Annotated in this window: 16 protein-coding genes, 1 tRNA gene and 1 pseudogene; 7 read left to right on the top strand and 11 right to left on the bottom strand. The window is 35.7% G+C overall.

The annotated features are described in order from the left end of the window. The 9 genes and pseudogenes from A9G42_RS14405 to dusA form a co-directional block, all read right to left on the bottom strand. Window positions 1-361, bottom strand: a 361-nt coding sequence (locus A9G42_RS14405; RefSeq protein WP_143426168.1) for a hypothetical protein, incomplete at its 3' end; no start/stop codon positions are given. Between the two features lie 12 nt (window positions 362-373). Beyond that, window positions 374-427, bottom strand: a pseudogene (locus A9G42_RS14890) (hypothetical protein); the annotation flags it as partial. Between the two features lie 252 nt (window positions 428-679). Continuing rightward, window positions 680-1,237: a hypothetical protein gene (locus tag A9G42_RS12165; protein ID WP_065653555.1), complete on the bottom strand. Its 558-nt coding sequence runs from the start codon at window positions 1,235-1,237 to the stop codon at window positions 680-682. A gap of 378 nt (window positions 1,238-1,615) precedes the next feature. Then, window positions 1,616-2,149 (bottom strand): hypothetical protein, encoded by a 534-nt coding sequence (locus tag A9G42_RS12160; protein WP_065653554.1) that lies wholly within the window; start codon window positions 2,147-2,149, stop codon window positions 1,616-1,618. Window positions 2,150-2,392: 243 nt separating this feature from the next. Then, window positions 2,393-2,713 (bottom strand): hypothetical protein, encoded by a 321-nt coding sequence (locus A9G42_RS12155; protein WP_143426167.1) that lies wholly within the window; start codon window positions 2,711-2,713, stop codon window positions 2,393-2,395. Between the two features lie 547 nt (window positions 2,714-3,260). Continuing rightward, window positions 3,261-3,337 (bottom strand) — tRNA-Arg (locus tag A9G42_RS12150). Between the two features lie 235 nt (window positions 3,338-3,572). Continuing rightward, window positions 3,573-3,923 carry a hypothetical protein gene (locus A9G42_RS12145; protein ID WP_143426166.1) on the bottom strand — a complete coding sequence of 117 codons (351 nt, stop codon included), beginning with the start codon at window positions 3,921-3,923 and terminating at the stop codon, window positions 3,573-3,575. A gap of 491 nt (window positions 3,924-4,414) precedes the next feature. After that, complete coding sequence (gene rep / locus A9G42_RS12140; protein ID WP_065653551.1) at window positions 4,415-6,430, bottom strand: DNA helicase Rep; 2,016 nt, start codon at window positions 6,428-6,430, stop codon at window positions 4,415-4,417. Window positions 6,431-6,547: 117 nt separating this feature from the next. Next, window positions 6,548-7,510, bottom strand: a complete 963-nt coding sequence (dusA, locus tag A9G42_RS12135; protein ID WP_065567275.1) for a tRNA dihydrouridine(20/20a) synthase DusA — start codon at window positions 7,508-7,510, stop codon at window positions 6,548-6,550. 765 nt (window positions 7,511-8,275) lie between these two features. Here dusA and A9G42_RS12130 point away from each other — a divergent pair. After that, entirely contained in the window at window positions 8,276-8,644 is a 369-nt protein-coding gene (locus tag A9G42_RS12130) for a DUF5362 family protein (RefSeq protein WP_065653550.1), read from the top strand. A 53-nt stretch (window positions 8,645-8,697) separates the two neighbouring features. On the opposite strand, the gene bamE is transcribed toward A9G42_RS12130, so the two are convergent. Then, window positions 8,698-9,120: an outer membrane protein assembly factor BamE gene (gene bamE / locus A9G42_RS12125; protein WP_065580089.1), complete on the bottom strand. Its 423-nt coding sequence runs from the start codon at window positions 9,118-9,120 to the stop codon at window positions 8,698-8,700. 208 nt (window positions 9,121-9,328) lie between these two features. Between bamE and A9G42_RS12120 the strand changes: the two genes are divergently transcribed. Beyond that, on the top strand, window positions 9,329-9,940 hold the full coding sequence (locus A9G42_RS12120; RefSeq protein WP_065653549.1) for an FKBP-type peptidyl-prolyl cis-trans isomerase: 612 nt from the start codon (window positions 9,329-9,331) through the stop codon (window positions 9,938-9,940). 60 nt (window positions 9,941-10,000) lie between these two features. On the opposite strand, the gene A9G42_RS12115 is transcribed toward A9G42_RS12120, so the two are convergent. Then, entirely contained in the window at window positions 10,001-11,230 is a 1,230-nt protein-coding gene (locus A9G42_RS12115) for an MFS transporter (RefSeq protein ID WP_065653548.1), read from the bottom strand. Window positions 11,231-11,360: 130 nt separating this feature from the next. On the opposite strand from A9G42_RS12115, the gene dapB reads away from it, so the two are divergent. The 5 genes from dapB to tamB all read left to right on the top strand — a co-directional run bounded on the left by dapB (window position 11,361) and on the right by tamB (window position 18,915). After that, window positions 11,361-12,182, top strand: coding sequence for a 4-hydroxy-tetrahydrodipicolinate reductase (gene dapB / locus A9G42_RS12110; RefSeq protein ID WP_065588702.1), 822 nt, complete (start codon window positions 11,361-11,363; stop codon window positions 12,180-12,182). A 7-nt stretch (window positions 12,183-12,189) separates the two neighbouring features. Continuing rightward, window positions 12,190-12,687 carry a tRNA adenosine(34) deaminase TadA gene (gene tadA, locus A9G42_RS12105; protein WP_065653547.1) on the top strand — a complete coding sequence of 166 codons (498 nt, stop codon included), beginning with the start codon at window positions 12,190-12,192 and terminating at the stop codon, window positions 12,685-12,687. Window positions 12,688-12,819: 132 nt separating this feature from the next. Beyond that, entirely contained in the window at window positions 12,820-13,359 is a 540-nt protein-coding gene (gene hpt, locus A9G42_RS12100; protein ID WP_065653546.1) for a hypoxanthine phosphoribosyltransferase, read from the top strand. 17 nt (window positions 13,360-13,376) lie between these two features. Then, window positions 13,377-15,092 carry an autotransporter assembly complex protein TamA gene (tamA, locus tag A9G42_RS12095; RefSeq protein WP_065653545.1) on the top strand — a complete coding sequence of 572 codons (1,716 nt, stop codon included), beginning with the start codon at window positions 13,377-13,379 and terminating at the stop codon, window positions 15,090-15,092. A 1-nt stretch (window position 15,093) separates the two neighbouring features. After that, the gene (gene tamB, locus A9G42_RS12090; protein ID WP_065653544.1) at window positions 15,094-18,915 is read left to right on the top strand and encodes an autotransporter assembly complex protein TamB; all 3,822 of its coding nucleotides are present in this window, start codon (window positions 15,094-15,096) and stop codon (window positions 18,913-18,915) included. The last annotated feature ends 41 nt before the right edge of the window (window positions 18,916-18,956 follow it).

Raw genomic sequence — 18,956 nt, 5'->3', positions numbered from 1 at the left:
CAACGCCGTTGTTTTGTGAAGTACTTGAATTACTTTCTTGCCCATGAATTAGCGGTATTCTGTCTGCAAAATCAGCGATAAGAAAATCATTTTTATTTTTATTTAGAAAATCTATTTGTTCTTCAGTCAAACTAGCTATAGCAAATGAATCACCACTTCTAATCGCATTAATAGCATTAGTTTTATCATTCTCACTAAGGCTATTAACCACAGATATACCTAATAATGCAGCTAAACCTGTTCCAGCAACATAGTTTGCGCAAACCGAAATTCTTACGCAAATCATCCCTCCAGCTCTAACTACAACTGCTGCGAAGTTATTCTCAACTGCATTCTTACTCGCAGCAATCCCCGTATTCACATCTTGGATATCTCCACCAGATGCTGCGATGGCAAGGCCTGTAGCTAGTTGGGATAGTGCGCTGATTTTTTGTCGCTCTTCTTGCGATAACTCTGTTATTGCTTTATCCGGATATAAAATGCCCGCTATGACTTCAGCACTACGTTCACTCGCTGCTGCCCCTAAACCTCCCGCTAAGGCTGGGCTGAGTTTCCTTGTAATAATAACTAAGGTTTATACTAAGAAAATTAGTACTTGGAATATTAATTATAGGGTTTGGTGACAGGATTAACTGCCACCTCTAACTGGCAAATACACAAATGTAGGATAGAGCTAAAATCAAATATCATCTGTAGAGATGACATCAATTGCACCGCAAGCCTTAAATAACCATTTTAAAGCACCTGATGGAAAAGGATCATCTAACGCTGTAACTTCAATTAGAAAATGAGTATTTTCAATTTCACCATCAAATTTATGTGCATTCCACCAAAACCACTCTCTAGCATCAGGTTCTAACCATCCAAGCCAATCAGATAAAGTCCATGCTTGATCTTTCTTAGCTTCTTCTAACCTCTGCTCATAAGTTAGATTATCCCATTGTATTTTTTGTTCTTTTAATTCTTCTTTCGTTAATTCTTTTGCACAATTATTAATAAACTTATCTGGTAATATTTTTAACCATTCTTCAAAAGATGGCCAAACAGGTTCTGAATTATAGTTTACTATCACTAATATTCTTTTAGCTAAGTTCAGCACTTCATCTACATCATTATTGCAATGAATAACAAATCTTGCTATTCCTACACCAGTTGTCTTTACTGTATAATCCGGGGGGTTATCAAATCGCTCCCTTTCTAATAACAATTGTCTCATATATTCACTATTTATTACCATTTTTACCGCTTCCTTAAATAATAGAGTTTTTTCAATTCATCAAATTGATGAGGTCTAATTCCATATTGTTTTTTTGCTTTAGTTGGATCTGCTATTACTGGTTTATCCTTATTAAACTTCACCTCTGATTCATATACCGCATTTTTCCGCGTAGCTATTGAAGTCCCCCAACATCACCCGCATTCCCCATACTGATAGCAGCAAGTCCAGCTGCCAGTTGCAATAATACGCTGATGTTTTGTTTTTTTGTTTGGTTGGATTTGATTTTGGGTTATTGTTGAGCTTGTTTTAGATTGTTTCTTGCCTTTTTATGAGATGTTGGTTTCAGCTCAACGATATCTTGCCAAAGCTGAAAACCAATAAATCAAAAAATATTCGCTATTTAGGGATTTTTCCTGTCCACCAAATCGGCTTTTCATCTGCTCCTAAGTTATCAAAAACAGATAAAGGTATATATCCATAATCAACAACATAAGGCACTTGAGCCATGCATACCATTACTGGTCGATACTTATAATCGGGTTCTGATTTAAACCATTCATGATTCATCTTGGCGGATTCAACACACTGATGAAATGCATAAAAGTAATCATCAAAAATATCATATAAAGTTGATTTTGTTCTGTCCAAACCACTTTTGGCTTTACCTGATAAAATAGGACCCCAATCAATGGCATCTCTATCTAACTGTTTAAACTCTTCCTCGACCAATTTCATTAAAGATTCAGCCGTATCTAACTCTTCTAATTTTAAATATCGACGATATAAACGGTCTGTTAAAATAGACCAATCTTCTTTAGGATATTTCGGCAGCAGATAATATGAAATACAATCAAAAAATAATTTCATATCACTGTCTGTACCTAGAGCAAATATGGAACTTCCCCCACAAAAACCAGTATCTTCTGACATTATCATTTACTCCTTATTTTTTTTTAAACGTAATTTGTTCTCGCTTAATGATCCCGTTAGATTTTCGAACGATTCCTTGTCTAATTTTGAACTCTAACGCTGGCGTTAAATGCTGCCCTCTAACATCTATCACAACATCTTGTCGCATACCATTTGGTAAATGTCTTTGTCGTTCAATTGCTTGTTTAGAAATATTATTAATCAGATTATCAGAATATTTTTCTATATCATAATTTTTTACTTCTATTGAGCAAGTTGTGCCATTACAAAAATCGGTTTTAGCATGTGGTTCGCATTCTCGGTATCTTGGCTTAATGCGTTGATATCCTGTTGTTGTTTGTCCTGATTGCGGATGATGAGTTGACCTTGCTCTATCGCTAAATGGGTAATGCTTGAGTCTTTTTCACTGTTATGGTACGCCATTTGAGCGCTCGCGCCACCTGTGCCTCCACTGACCAAGATATGGCTGACGTTAAATTCGGCTTTGTTTTTGATATCACTAAAGCTGATTGTGCCTATATCAAGGCGGTTTTTGTTCGGGTCTTCGGCTTCTGATGCTATCACGCCACTACCGGCGCAACAAACAATCAAAAAACTTAAATAAAATCAATGCGTTTTCTGGCTGATTTTTAGTCGGTTATGCCGAATAATTGGCAATAATCTATTCCTGCTTGTAGTAAGATGATTTGTAATTATATACATCGTATTTCTTTTAACAATCAATCGCGCTGGTTCAATTAACTGTATTTTTTCTCTCATATAATTAGCAACAAAATAATAGTCGAGTTAATTTATACCAATCTTCATCAGATAAACCACTTGATGTCTTTCACCTGATCGATAAATCCTTTCATTTACCGTTTGCTGGATTTACTGTTGTTCTGGTGGAATAGTATTAGGAAATCGCAGTGCTACTTTCGGGTTTTACTCGACTGGTTTCACTGCCAAATAGCCAACTGTTGATCATTGAAATGGGTAAGCATAAAGACTATTACATAATAAGCGACATTAATAAAAATAGCAGTATAAGCGTTTTAGCCTAACTTAAGCAGTGAGATTTCCTTTAGATTTTAAAGTATAGCGTAATTTATTGATTTTTTTAATAATTAAATGGCGTCCCCTACAGGATTCGAACCTGTGACCTACGGCTTAGAAGGCCGTTGCTCTATCCAGCTGAGCTAAGGAGACTTAGATAGGATTTGTTGATTAGACGATGTGTATTATATAAAGCTATTTCTATCCGTCAATGATTTTTGATTGTTTATTATATTAGATTAACAAAATATCACCAATTGAGTTTTTATTATTTTGATCATGATAACGAATATCATTACTTAGGATTAATTTTTTATATTCCAAAACATATCGTATCTTTAAAAATTATTTATTCTATTATTCATTAATAACCTTCTGTTTTAATTATTTAATTTATATAAATATTGTTCTCATTTGGCGGGGTTATTTGGCATAATGTTTCACATTCGTTCTTTTTCATTACTTCGATAATATGTGATAACTGTGATTTAAATTGATGTTGTTTGGTCATCAAATTTTCAGCATTTTCGATAATTTTGGCCTTTTCTGATTCAGGTATATATTTTGCATAATTTTCAACAGATTTTGCTAGCATGGTGATGATTTTCAGTTTAGATTGGTCGGTTAAACAGTCTGGCAAGTCCATCCACATTAATCCACCTGCATAATATTTTAGCATTTCAGATTGCATCGCGTTAACGCTAAGTAGTGTTAACGCACTTTTTTCCGAATCTGGCAATTCTTCATAAAATTGGTTAACATATGGCGATATTGTAGCAAAATATTCTATATTAAAATTACTTAATAAAATAACTTCGGGTTGGAATCGTTTTAGATTATTAGTGAAATCTTAATCCGTTATCGTGTTTAATTCATTGAGTGAAAAAGTTAAATAGGTTTCAACTAATCAATTAATATAATTGGTGATATTCAGTTGTTCTTCTAGCTTATCTTTTGACAAATCCGCAATAAGCTTAGGATCAGTAAATTGACTGAGTATTTCTTTCCCTGTTACTGTATCAAGCCTTGGTAAGTTTTTTTTCGGCTTGAAATTTTTTAAGCAAGATAAAAAATCGCAGGTTATGAGTTTTAGACTTTAACTCTGTCGCATTGGCAAAGCAACAGGTAAAAATTAAAATAGCTGTAATGATAAACTTCATCGTTTATTGTTCCTTAGATAATAAGGATTTTTAATTATTTAGTTATTTAATTTTGATTATTGACCGTTGATTATTTCGCTTTGGCTATTTGCGCCTTTAACATCGCTAACCGACTTTGGCCTTGTTGCATTTTTTTTTCGGGTGATAATGCATTACGCTGATCTTGCCAAGCTAAGTCGTCTTGTGGTAGCTCTAATAAAAATCGGCTCGGTTCAACTTGCAGTGTTTCGCCAAATTGTTTTCGTTGCCGACTAAATGAGAAGGTGAGCTCACGTTGTGCTCGAGTAATACCGACATAGGCTAAACGGCGCTCTTCTTCGATATTATCTTCATCAATACTGGTTTGGTGGGGTAATAAGCCTTCAGACATGCCGATCAAATAAACATATGGAAATTCCAATCCTTTAGAGGCATGCAATGTCATGAGTTGAACCTGATCGAGCTCTTCTTCAGTCTCGTTACGTTCTAACATATCACGCAGGGTAAATCTGGCAACTGCTTGCTCAAGCGTCATTGCTTCATCAATATCATCACCTTGTAACATATCATTTAACCAACTAATCAACTGTTCAACATTGCGCATGCGCATTTGCCCTGCTGCTGGTGATGCGGATGTCTCGTAAATCCAACTTTCATAATGAATGCCATGCAGTAGTTCATAAATAGCATTCATGGGTTCTGTATGTGTTTTTTGAATAAGTGTATCGAACCAGTGAATGAAAACTTGTAATGATTCCATGCGTTTGCCAGATAAAAACTCGGTCAAGCCCATATCATGGCTTGCTTGGTATAAACTCACTCCTCGCTGATTAGCCCATTCGCCCAGTTTTTGAATGGTTGCAGGACCTATTTCTCGTTTGGGTGTGTTAATGATGCGAATAAAGGCATTATCATCATCAGGATTAGTTAATAAACGCAAATAGGCCATCAAGTCCTTAATTTCAATTCGCGAAAAAAACGATGTACCACCAGAGATTCGATATGGTACTCGGTATTGCATTAACATTTTTTCAATCAGTCTTGCCTGATGATTGCCACGATATAATATGGCATATTGGCCATATTGGCTGTTATTAGCAAAGCGATGACCAATAAGGTCATTAATCACTTTTTCGGCTTCGTGCTCTTCACTATCGGCAGAAATAACTTTTAATACGTCACCATAACCCAGTTCGGAAAACAGTTTTTTTTCAAAAATATGTGGGTTATTTTCGATTAAAATATTTGCTACTTTTAAAATTCGACCTGATGATCGGTAATTTTGTTCTAGTTTAATCACTTCTAAATGGAGGAAGTCTTGTTTGAGTAATACTAAATTTTTTGGTCTTGCGCCACGCCAAGAATAGATAGATTGATCGTCATCACCAACAACGGTAAATTTAGCTCGGCTACCAACCAGCAATTTGATAAATTCATATTGGCTTGTATTGGTATCTTGATATTCATCAACCAATAAATAACGCACTTTATTTTGCCACTTTTCCCGCACTTGTTCGTTATTTTTTAATAGCAGTGTGGGCATTAGAATCAGATCATCAAAGTCTAAAATACTGCATGCTTTTAGCTGTTTTTCATAAAGCAGGTAACAATGGGCAAATAGCTTTTCTTTGTTGGTTTGCGCTCGGGCCATAGCAAGAGTTGAGTCAACAATATCATTTTTCCAATTTGAGATTGTTGCACGTAACTGATTTATCAGATCCTTATCACCCTCTAACCATTGATGAGTCAGCTCTTTAAGTAGCGCTATTTGATCATGATCATCAAATAATGAAAAGTTAGATTTTATACCTAAATGCTTGTACTCTCGGCGAATAATATCTAATCCTAGAGTATGAAATGTGGAAATTTTCAGCCCTCTGGCCTCTTGTTTACTAAGCGATTGGGCAATACGTTCTTTCATTTCACGTGCTGCTTTATTAGTAAAAGTTACTGCGACAATATGACGGGGTAAATATTCTTTCACCCGAATTAAATAGGCAATTTTATTGATGATAACCCGCGTCTTTCCTGATCCTGCCCCCGCTAAAACAAGGCAAGGACCTGAAACATATTCGACCGCTTTTTGTTGACTTGAATTTAAACGCACTAGATAAAAACCATTAGAAAAATTGTGGGCTAGTATATAACGATACACTAACTGCGTGCAATTGTTGTCATTATAAGCGAATATAATGACAATTTTAGGAAAACCATTCTATAAAAACTATTCTATAAACATTAAAGCTTGTTCTACCACATCGACTCCAGCTCCTTTTTTGTGCGCATTTTCGCTAAGATAACGTCGCCATTGCCTTGCACCTTTACACCCATTAAAGAGGCCTAAAGTGTGACGCATAATGTGGTTAAGCTGAGCACCTTGTGCTAACTGCTGTTCAATGTAAGGATAAAGAGCACGAATAGCCGATATCGGGTCGATGACAGAGGGCTTTTCACCAAAAATTTTCGAATCGATTTCAGTCAATAACCAAGGGTTTTGATATGCTTCTCGCCCTACCATTACACCATCAACATATTGTAAGTGGTGTTTTATTTCATCCATTGTTTTTATACCACCGTTGATAGCTATGGTTAAATGAGGATAATCTTGTTTGAGCTTATAAACACGGTCGTAGTCAAGCGGTGGCACTTCACGATTCTCTTTAGGACTTAATCCCGATAACCAGGCTTTACGCGCATGTACAATGAATGTATTAGTATAAGGCATCACCTTTTCAATAAACTGGCACAAAAAAGCATAGCTATCAAAATCATCAATGCCAATTCGGGTTTTTACTGTGACTGGGATATCAACCTGATCTTGCATTTGTGCAACACAGTCTGCAACTAAATCAGCTTTTCCCATTAAACAAGCACCAAACATGCCATTTTGTACACGATCGGATGGACAACCCACATTTAAATTGATTTCGTCATAACCACGCTCTTGTGCTAATTTTGCACATTGCGCTAACGCTTTTGGATCACTTCCGCCTAATTGTAAGCAGACTGGATGCTCTTCATGATTAAACGCTAAATAATCGCCTTTACCGAATAAAATTGCCCCTGTTGTTACCATTTCGGTATACAGCAATGTTTGCTTAGTTAAAATTCGATGAAAATAGCGACAATGCTTATCGGTCCAATCCAGCATAGGAGCAATGGAAAATTTGTTAAGGGTTGAATTCATTGATATATCCGTGTTTATAACGCTTTTGTTGAATTTAAATCAATATTATTTTTGCTCTTTGCTATATTTTTCCATTATCGGGAATCACTCAAGTTCCCAGCATATCGGAAAAAACTAGATAAGATAAAAACGATGGCTTATTATATCATAGGGAACAAGTTCGTGCAGATAGAACGCCTTGATATCGTTGCACCGTTGTAATTAAATCAAAAGGTAAGGTTTTACATCAAGAGTCAAAAACATTTAGCCAATAACAAACAATCAATGGTTAGTAATCAACAAATAGTTAACAAATAACAAATCGCAAGAACATAGATTATAAACCTGATATCAAAGATAGAATAATTTAAAAGCGTTGGCACAAGCTTAAAATCAAGCTAACGTTTAAATTTTTGTCTTAATCGATCTTTTATGTAGCTTGTTTTTTAATCGACAACAGCGTAAGCAATAAAAAATCTTGACTGGTGTTTTGCGGAATTTTTTAAAAAAACTAAAGGAACGACTTTATACAAATTCCCTAATCCATACATGGCTTGGGTAACAACGCTTTGATTTTTATTAAAAAAACAAAACAAAAACTTCAATAAAATCAATGGCTTTTCTGACTGATTTTTAGAGTGAAAATTAGCTAGGAAAAGTATTGATGTTATATAACCATTATAGTTTGTACCCTATTAGAGCATATACAAAAATACTTCGACAATAATTAAAAAGCTGTTATGCTATCCGTCGCTTTTAAATGAAGCGATAATATAAGGAATAAAAATGGATACAAATCAAACAAATACTATAACTTTTCAAGCATCTGAATTATTAAAGAAACACATGCGGTTTATTTCTGCTATGCAACAGATTTTTGGTGTTATTTCTATAATTGCTGGTGCATTTCTCTGCTTAGGTATTATTTCCGCTATTGTGGGTATTCCACAAATCATCGCTGGCGTTAAGCTGTTTAAATCGGGAAGTTCATTTAGTTTAGTTGCCAATACTCAACAAGAATATGATATCGTTAGTGCTATTGAGCACCTTTATAGTTATTGGAAATACGCTCTAATTGCATTTATAGCGTCTATCGTATTTATTATTATATATATTGTCATTATCATGGCTGTTTTAAATAACTATTACTATTAATTTAATCTTTTGTTATAAAATAAAACCTCATGATTTAACGAGGCTTTTATTTTTTAAGATTCAGGGGTCAAATTCTCATCATCAGATTTGACATCAATTGGATCTGATATACCTTGTTTGTTCATCTCTTCTAATGATTTAGAACCCGCTAATTCTGTGGTTTTGATATCTTTTACTATGCCCATTTCATCAAAATAGATAGCAAAATTTCTTTGGCTAACGCCACCATGTTGTGGTTGCTGGCGGAAAATATAATACCAAATGTTATCACCAAAAACAGAAGTTAACATTGGTGAGCCCATAATAAAGACAACCTGTTCTTTGCTTTGACCAACTTGTAATAGCTCAATAGCATCTGGTGTTACATAATTGCCTTGGTTGATATCTGGTCTATATACCCAACGTTCAACAACTGAACATCCCGTTAATAAAACACTTGCTACAATTGCAAAGGCGGTAAATTTACGAAACAGCATCTAAAATTATCCATAAAAAAAATTATAATTTATATTATCGCTGATATTTTATCTAAGTGCTAGCCAAATTGATAAATTCTTTCACAATTAGCTAATAAGCTAAGCTAACATCAGACCATCATGCGAATTATTGCTTGACTTTTGTTGTGGTATCAACCAACTTAATAGCGTCACAATAAACATTATTTTTAATAATAAAAGGTAAAGAATGAAATTAGAGACAACAGAGCAAAAAGCAAGTTATGCTATTGGATTACAAATTGGTCAACAATTAAAAGACTCAGGATTAAACAATTTAGAGCTTAATGCATTAAAACTTGCAATGGAAGATGTTTTAGCGGGTAACCCTCCTGCCCTGCCTTTACAAGAACTACATGATGCATTACGCCATGTGCATGAACAAGCAACGAAAGAAAAAGCCAAACAAGCCGAAAAAATGGCTCAAGCAGGTAAAGATTTTCTTGCTAAAAACATTGAAAAAGATGGTATTAAATCAACTGAATCTGGTCTACAGTATGAAATCATTAAACAAGGCGACGGTGCTTTACCTAAAGCGACCGATCGCGTTCAAGTTCATTATACTGGGCAATTAATTGATGGCACGGTATTTGATAGCTCTGTAGAGCGTGGTCAACCTGCTGAGTTCCCAGTTAACGGTGTAATTCAAGGATGGGTAGAAGCGCTACAACTTATGCCTGAAGGGTCAAAATGGCGTTTATATATTCCTCAAGAATTAGCCTATGGTGCTCAAGGTGCTGGCGCATCAATTCCACCATACAGCGCATTAATTTTTGATGTTGAACTATTAAAAGTTTTATAAAAGTTATCTAAAAATTTTATAGATAGATATGGACGCAATTTGGCGTCCATTTGTTTTAGACTATTGTTTTGCGTGTTTTGCGACAAGCGGTAATTGTTTAGGAAGGAAATAAGCAGTCACAGCCGCCATCAACAATAAGATGCTAGCCGTACCAAAGGCAACTAAGTGGTTATGTAAATTATCATAAGCCCATCCACCAAGCCATGAGCCAATCATTGCGCCCACTTGATGAAAAAAATAGGTTAATCCAGAAAGTAATCCGACAAGCTTTACTCCATAAATATCAGCGGTAATTATGCCCGATAATGACAATGCACCCGCCCAAACCAGCCCTCCTACTGCTGCGATAGTAAAAAGCTGCCATTTGCTTGATGCTAAAACAAGAGCAATAAAACCTAATCCTCGGATTAAATAGACCATCATTAAAATATTTTTTCGTTGCACTATATAAGAAAGATACCCCAACACTAGGGTGCTAAAAATAGCGACTAAACCGATTAAACCAATACCGTTAGAACTGGTGATTGAATCAAATCCGTGATCAACCAGCATTGGAACACCATGTGTTCCTAATAAATTCATACTAAAACCACAGGTAAAAAGCCCAAAGCTTAGCTGCCAAAATGGACGTGTTTTTAATACGTCCATAAGTTTGATGCTATCATCTGTTTTTTGATTGATGACAGGATCTATATTCGATGTTGCAATTTCAGATTGATTATCTTTCATAATAAAAAAGGCAATAGGCAATGCCATAATCATGAAGATCACCGCAAACGAAACTAGTGTGGTTTGCCAACCATAAATTGGAATGAAGAAAGCAAAAACAGGTAACATCACCGCCATGCCAGCCATACTACCTGTTGATAGAATAAATAATGCTAACCCTCTTCGTTTGATAAACCAACGCGCCACAATAGGCGTAAAGCTGACAGAACCGACAAAAGAAGTACCAAAAGATAACGCAATACCAAAAGACAAGAAAAAGTTCCAATAATCATGAGAATTCGCAGACCAAACCGTTGAGGCAATAATAATGATTGATCCTAATATGAGCACAAAGCGAGTGCCATATTTTCCCTCTAAATACCCCGCTATTGGCGTGGCGATACCCGAAAAAAGCATACCGATAGCAATAATGCCAGAAAGCACGCTGCGACTAAAACCAAGATCGTTTGCAATAGGAAGAAAAAATACGCTCATGCTCATCCTTAATCCGCTAGAAAGCAACGTTAAAAGCGAGGCTGCAATAACAATATTCCAACCAAAATACCAAGGAGATCGCATCATAATTCTCACCTCTTTTTAAATAAAAAGCGCTCGAAATTTGTAGTATTTCAATTTGACATTATGTATAAGTTGCTTATTTTCCGCTATAATATTTATTTATCTATAGCCATAAAAAGTTAAGGAAAGTTATATGTCAACAAATATGATTCGTATCGCAATTGCGGGTGCCGGCGGAAAAATGGGACGACAGCTCATCCAAGCCGTTGCACAAATCGAAGGCGTGACTTTAGGTGCAGCATTTGAGCGCGAAGGCTCATCGTTGCTTGGTAGTGATGCAGGTGAACTGGCTGGAATCGGTATTTGTGGCATTAAAGTTACTGATAATTTACAACAAGCAAAAGATCAGTTTGATGTATTGATTGATTTCACCCGCCCAGAAGGTACGCTGACTCACTTAGCATTTTGTGTCGAAAATAAAAAAATGATGATTATTGGCACCACCGGTTTTGATGAGGCAGGTAAACAAGCGATTGCCGATGCAGCAAAAAAAATTGCTATTGTTTTTGCTGCAAACTTTAGTGTTGGCGTTAACCTAGTGCTAAAACTATTAGAAAAAGCAACCAAAATCATGGGTAATTATACTGATATTGAAATCATTGAAGCCCATCACCGCCATAAAGTCGATGCACCATCAGGCACCGCATTAGCCATGGGCGAAGCGATTGCCGATGCACTTAATTGCAATTTAAACGATCGTGCTGTTTATTGTCGTGAAGGTCATACTGGCGAAAGACCACAAGGCGCTATTGGATTTGCTACTATTCGAGCAGGTGATATTGTTGGCGAACATACCGCTATCTTTGCAGACATTGGCGAACGGGTTGAAATTAGCCATAAAGCGTCGAGTAGAATGACCTTTGCCAATGGTGCCGTGCGTGCAGCACTATGGCTTGCCACACAACCCGTTGGTTTATATGACATGCGTGATGTGTTAAATCTCAATAACCTATAGTCGTAAAATGTTAGATGAATATTGGATGCAACATGCATTAATGCTTGCTAAACATGCCGAATCTATAGGCGAAATACCTGTAGGTGCGGTAATTGTTAATGAACATAATCAAATTATGGGTGAAGGCTATAATCAACCCATAAGTAAACATAATCCTACGGCTCATGCTGAAATTATGGCTATCGAGCAAGCAGGAAAACTTTTAACTAACTACCGCCTAATCAATACAACTCTTTATGTCACGCTTGAGCCTTGTATTATGTGTGCTGGTGCCATTATTCATAGTCGTATTAAACGTGTTGTTTATGGTGCAAGCGATTACAAAACTGGCGCCGCAGGTTCTTTTATTGATATTCTTGCTTATCCAAGTATCAATCACTATGCTAAAGTTACTGGCGGAGTGCTAGCTAATGAATGTAGTACTATTTTAAGTGATTTTTTTAAAAAACGGCGTTTACAAAAAAAGAAAGTTAAAGAGAGTGGTCAGACGGTTTTAGGTAACTAAGCATTTCAGTATAAAATATTAAAATTCATTCTTATCTTAGTTTGATAAAAAGTAAGTTTGCTTATTCTTTTTATCAAGGAAAATTGCTAGAATCTAATTAAATTTTTTTGAAAATTAACTTGAGCATTATTAATGAAAAAACACGAATTAAGCATGATGATATCATCAGATGATATCCAAAAACGAGTAATCGAGTTAGGTCAACAAATCAGTAAAGATTATCAACATAGCCAAAATGAGCTAATCTTAGTTGGACTTTTACGTGGTTCATTTATCTTTATGGCAGATTTAAGCCGAGCCATTACTGTTGGACACGAAGTCGATTTTATGACAGCATCAAGTTATGGTAATGCGGTGGTAAGTAATCGGGACGTCAAAATATTAAAGGATTTAGATGAAGATATCCGTGATAAAGATGTGTTGGTTATCGAAGATATTATTGATACCGGTAATACGCTTAGTAAGGTGATGGCGATTTTAAAATTACGTCATCCTCGTAGCATTGAAATTTGTACGTTATTAGATAAACCGTCACGTCGTGAAGTAGCCGTACCCGTAAAATATATTGGATTTTCCATTCCTGATGAGTTTGTGGTTGGCTATGGTATTGATTATGCACAACATTACCGCCATTTGCCTTATATTGGACATATAAAATTACTTCAATCTTAACAAATATCGAGGTGTATGTGTCACGATTTTCTTGGTCATTAGGCTTGCTTTTAGTGATATGTGCTACATCAAGTTATGCTGATATGAAGTTATCAATTAAGGGATTATCAGGTGAACTTGCTGACAATGTCGATGCTCGTATATCATTAATCGCCCCCAATAAAATTGATGATACACCCAATTTTAAGCGTTATTTTGAAAATGAAGTGCAAAAATCGCTTCGTGCATTAGGTTATTATTCACCGACTTTCGAGTATAACGCGCAAAATCCTAAAGTTCTTGTTGTCAATATATCACCAGGCGAGCCTGTGCTTGTTAAGCAACTCAATGTGAGTATTACTGGTGAAGGTCAACACGATCCCGATTTTGAATATTTACAAAAAAACAACTTACCCAAAATCGGTGATATATTAAATCATGGTGTTTATGAATCATTTAAGAAAAACCTGCAAGATTTATCACTAAAAAAAGGTTACTTTGATGCCAATATGCCCAAGCATCAGTTAGCGGTTTTACTGTCTGAACATCAAGCTTTTTGGAATATTGATTATACAACAGGTAAACGCTATCGATTTGGTAAAGTCACTTTTCATAATGCCAAAATCCGTAAAGATTATTTAGCTAATATTGTGCCATTTAAAGAGGGTGAAGAATATACGGCAGAGCAGTTGTCATTATTAAATAGGCGCCTTACCTCAACAAACTGGTTTAACTCAGTTGTAGTTGTGCCTGACTTTCCTCATTTAACAGAAGGTAAAATACTCCCAATTGATGTCGATACATCGCCTAGAAAGAAAAATAATATGGATCTAGGATTAGGATTTTCAACAGATAACGGTGTGCACGGAAAAATTGGCTGGAACAAACCATGGATCAATAGCCGTGGGCAGAGTTTTCAAAGTAATTTATCGCTATCCTCGCCAGAACAATTGGTTACGATGAGTTATAAAATTCCTTTAAAAAAATCACCGCTTGAACAGTATTACACCATTCAAGGTGGTTATAAAAAGATTGATAATAATGATACCTACTCACAATCTTATACATTTGGCGCTTTACGCAACTGGGATAATTTTTATGGTTGGCAAACCGCTTTAGGTTTTAATGTATTACGTGATGATTTTACCCAAGGAGATGCTAGCTTTAGAACATTTTTATATTATCCATCACTTAGCTTATCTAGAATTCGTTCTGACGGTAATTTATTAACAATGTGGGGAGATTCTCAACGTTATTCGCTTGAAGCTGCTGGTGAATCATTAGGCTCTGATATTAATCTGATGCGCTTTCAAGCACAACACGCATGGATTCGCTCGTTACAAAAATCCCATCGATTTATAGCTCGTGGGAATTTTGGCATTATACAAGCAAACAATTTTGACCGTGTTCCACCGTCATTTAGATTTTTTGCTGGTGGTGAACGTAGTATTCGAGGTTATAGTTATCAATCTATTTCACCTAAAGATAAAAAAGGCAAGTTAAAAGGAGCTTCAAAACTTATCACGGGCTCACTTGAATATCAATATAATTTATCTGGCTCATGGTGGGGAGCCACATTTGTCGATACAGGAGAAGCTATTGACAAAGTTGATAGAACTAAATTCTATACAGGAACGGGGATCGGCATTCGCTGGGCTTCACCTGTTGGCCCAATAAAAGTCGATTTAGCAACGCCACTTAACCAAAAAAGCGGTTCTATTCACCTATATATTGGTTTAGGAAGTGAATTATAAAATGAATAACAACACGGCTAGAATTAAAAAAGTAAAAAAATTAAAACGGATACGTAAATGGAAAAAACGAAGCGCTGCCATTTTATCAGTTATCGTTTTTCTCACTGTTTTTACTATTCTACTTATCTACACAAGTTTAGGTGTCAAAATAACCACTTATGTTTTAAATAAATTTTTACCCGAGCTAAAAATTGCCCAAGTTGAGGGTACGTTTCATGATCTACATATACAAGGGTTCTCCCTTGAATTACCAGGTGTTAATGTTCAAGTCAATGAGGCTTCATTGTCACTTTCTGGGCTTTGCTTATTAAAAACAGAAGTGTGTGTAGATCAATTTAATGCCAATGGGGTAAAAGTTTCCATTAACACCGAACAAATTGACAGTTCGCCAAGTGAATCAAGTGAGCCAGCAAGTGAACCTAATGAAGAAAACCTCTTCAAGCTCAAAACACCATTACCGATAGATCTTAAACAGACCCACCTAACGGATGTCAATGTTATTGTTGATGATATGCAATTTGGCATGTCAGACTTTACAGGAAAAGCCACATGGGTGAATCATCAGATTTATGTATACCCTGCTGTTGCAACAGATCTAAGTGCTATTTTTGCGGATAAAACACTGACAAATCAAACCGTAACAACAATAGACAAAGACATTGCACTTAATGAAAAAATTACCGAGATTTTTAATCAACCGCTAATTGATTCATTGCCCCAAGTTAATATCCCATTAGATATTAATGTCACAAGTTTAACAGGTAATCATTGGTTATTACATATTGGTGGACAAGATTATCGATTTAATAACGTTGCTATTCAAACCGATATTGTCAATAGTCACATTATTGTAAAACAAGTGGAATTTGATGCTAGCACCCCTTATGCCAATGGACATACTTCTGCCTCGGGCGAAATTACATTACACGATAACTGGCCTGTACTAGCATTAATTAAAGCGAATACTGAACAAAACCAATTAAATGCTCAGTTTTCAGGAAAATTGCTTGGCGAACTATTAGCTAATATAAAGATGAGTGGTTTAAATCAAATGGCTATGAGTGGGCACCTTAATTTTATTGAAAAATACTTACCTATAATGGCTCAACTTGAAGGTAAGCATATTCAATGGCCAATTGAGGGATCAGCGCAATACCAGCTAGATGATTTTTCAACATCAATAAAGGGTAATGTAAAACAATATCAACTGTCAGCCAAAGGTAATATAAAGGGACAAGAACTAGCCAATACCAAGTTTGAGATTGTGGGCACAGGAACCAACCAAGACGCAATGATAGAGCGTGCCAACATAAAATTACCGCATGGGGAAATTAATGTAGCGGGAAATATAAGTTGGTTACAAGCATTACAATGGGATACAAGCCTAAAGCTAAATAATGTCGATCTCACTAACGAGCTACCAAGTTATCCTATTCGATTAAATGGTCTATTAAAAACAACTGGTAAGCTTGAAGAGGGTAAATGGGCGTTTAATTTACCCGACGTACAGTTAAAAGGTAATATTAATCATGCTGATTTTTTTGCATCTGGTAGTATGTCTAGTAATTCCGAAAATAAAGTTACTGCAAATAATCTTGCAATTAAATGGGGTAAAAATCAGATAGGTTTAAATGGAGCGAACGATAAAGGCAACTTGTTAGCAAAATTGAATCTTGAATCATTACCGCTATTAGTTGATGGTATGCAAGGATCTATTGCTGGAAATATAAAACTCAATGGCACATCTAATAATGCAATCGTAGACACGAATTTAACCATTAATTCACTATCTTTCGATACAATAAAAATAGCTAAAGCCAATGTTACAGGCAAAGTGGAATATAAAAACCAAGCCAGTGGCAATATTAAGTTAACGGCTCAAACAATAGAGCTACCTGGTCAAACAATCAAAAAAGCCAATATTGAACTATCTGGCAGTGAAAACCTTCATACTTTAACGGTTGATATTGATGGTGAACCAGCATCATTGAAAACTTCGTTAATAGGAAAACTGAATAAAGCGCGTACAAAATGGAACGGAACGATTCCTCATGCCCTACTTCACTTAGGCAATAATAACAATTGGCAGCTCACTAAATCAGTAGACTTATCTTATGATGTAGCCCATCAAGTGCCCAGTATTAATGCCAACTGTTGGAATAATAATCAGTCAAGTATTTGTCTTGATAAACAATTATCATTAACTAATAATACCAATACAAGCATTACCTTAAAAGAGATTAATCTGTCTAAATTGCCCATTCCAACCGATGGTGAAACCAAACTTGCAGGTAATGTTAATGGTAAAGTCATCATACAATTTAATCATGATAGTATGCTACCATCAATCAAAGCCAATATAACTAGCTCTGATGTTTATATTCAACAAATGCTTACCTCAAAAGTGCTGCCTCTACCTTTCGATATTTTTAAAATAGAGGCTGAGTTTAATGAGCAACAAGCCAAACTCGATTGGCATTTTAGTTTAAATAAGCTAGGAAAAATCAATGGTAACCTTGTTATCACTGATCCAGTAAAACAAAAAAAATTAAGTGGTCAATTAAATATCAATCAATTAGCTTTAGCAATTATTAATCCGTTATTGGATAGCAAAGATTATGCTAAAGGCGCTATTAATGGCACAGTTAAATTTTCTGGTTCACTAAATGATCCGTTACTAACTGGTAGTATTGGCTTAAAACATAGCGAAATAAAGTCAAGTCAATTACCCATTGATATTAAATCAGCCAAAGTTAATATCAATTTCAATGGGAAATCATCCACATTAAAAGGTATTTTAGCTACGCAAGCAGGCAATGTTAATATTAATGGTAATGCCAGCTGGAATACCTTTGACAAATGGCAAGCTTCGTTAACCGTGAATGGGGCTGCTATGGAAGTTTCGGTGCCGCCAATGATTGTTATGACCATTGTTCCAGATATTAAAATCAATGCGACACAAGACGAATTAACATTATTAGGTAAAGTTAACATACCAAAAGGGAAAATAACGGTTGAATCACTTCCGCCATCAAGCATTGATGTATCTCCTGATGAAGTTATGCTTGATACAAATCGAAAAGAAATTAAACCACAAAAATTTGGCATGAACATCTTTAGCCATCTTGAGATCAATATTGGAGATAAAGTCACTGTTGATGCATTTGGGTTAAATGCCTCTCTTAAAGGTAATCTGATTGCGACACAAACCAATAAAGGACTTGATCTACATGGAGAAGTGTTGATACCAACAGGTCGGTTCCACGCCTATGGGCAAGATTTAATTATTCATAAAGGCATTATCACATTCTCAGGATCGGCAGATCAAGCTAGGCTTGATATTGAAGCTATACGCAATCCTGAATCAATGGATAATAGCAATATCATGGCGGGAATTCGTGTTACTGGATCGTCTCAATCACCTAAAATTGAAATATTTTCAGACCCAGCTATGTCACAACAAGAAGCCCTTTCCTACATAATTCGCGGTCAAGGACTTGATAGCGCAGAACAAAGTGATAGCGACATGATGACAGCACTGCTAGTTGGTATTGGCACAGCAAAAACAGGTAAATATGTTGGCGATATCGGTAACCTATTTGGTATCAAAAATCTAACACTTGATACACAAGGCGCAGGCAATAGCTCTAAAGTTGTGGTTAGCGGTTATATATTACCTAATTTGCAACTCAAATATGGCGTTGGTATATTTGATTCATTAGCTACATTTACTTTACGTTATCGTTTAATGCCGAGCCTCTATTTAGATGCCACATCAAGCTTAGCGCAAACATTAGATCTAATTTATCAATTTGATTTTTAAGCTGAATAAAACTTAAATAACCATTTTGCCTTGCCAAACTC

The sequence above is a fragment of the Gilliamella sp. Nev6-6 genome (assembly GCF_001690605.1).
GTDB classification, from domain to species: Bacteria; Pseudomonadota; Gammaproteobacteria; order Enterobacterales; family Orbaceae; genus Gilliamella; species Gilliamella apicola_C.
Note: the sequence above shows the minus strand (reverse complement) of the source record. Positions and strands in the feature narration are given on the sequence as shown.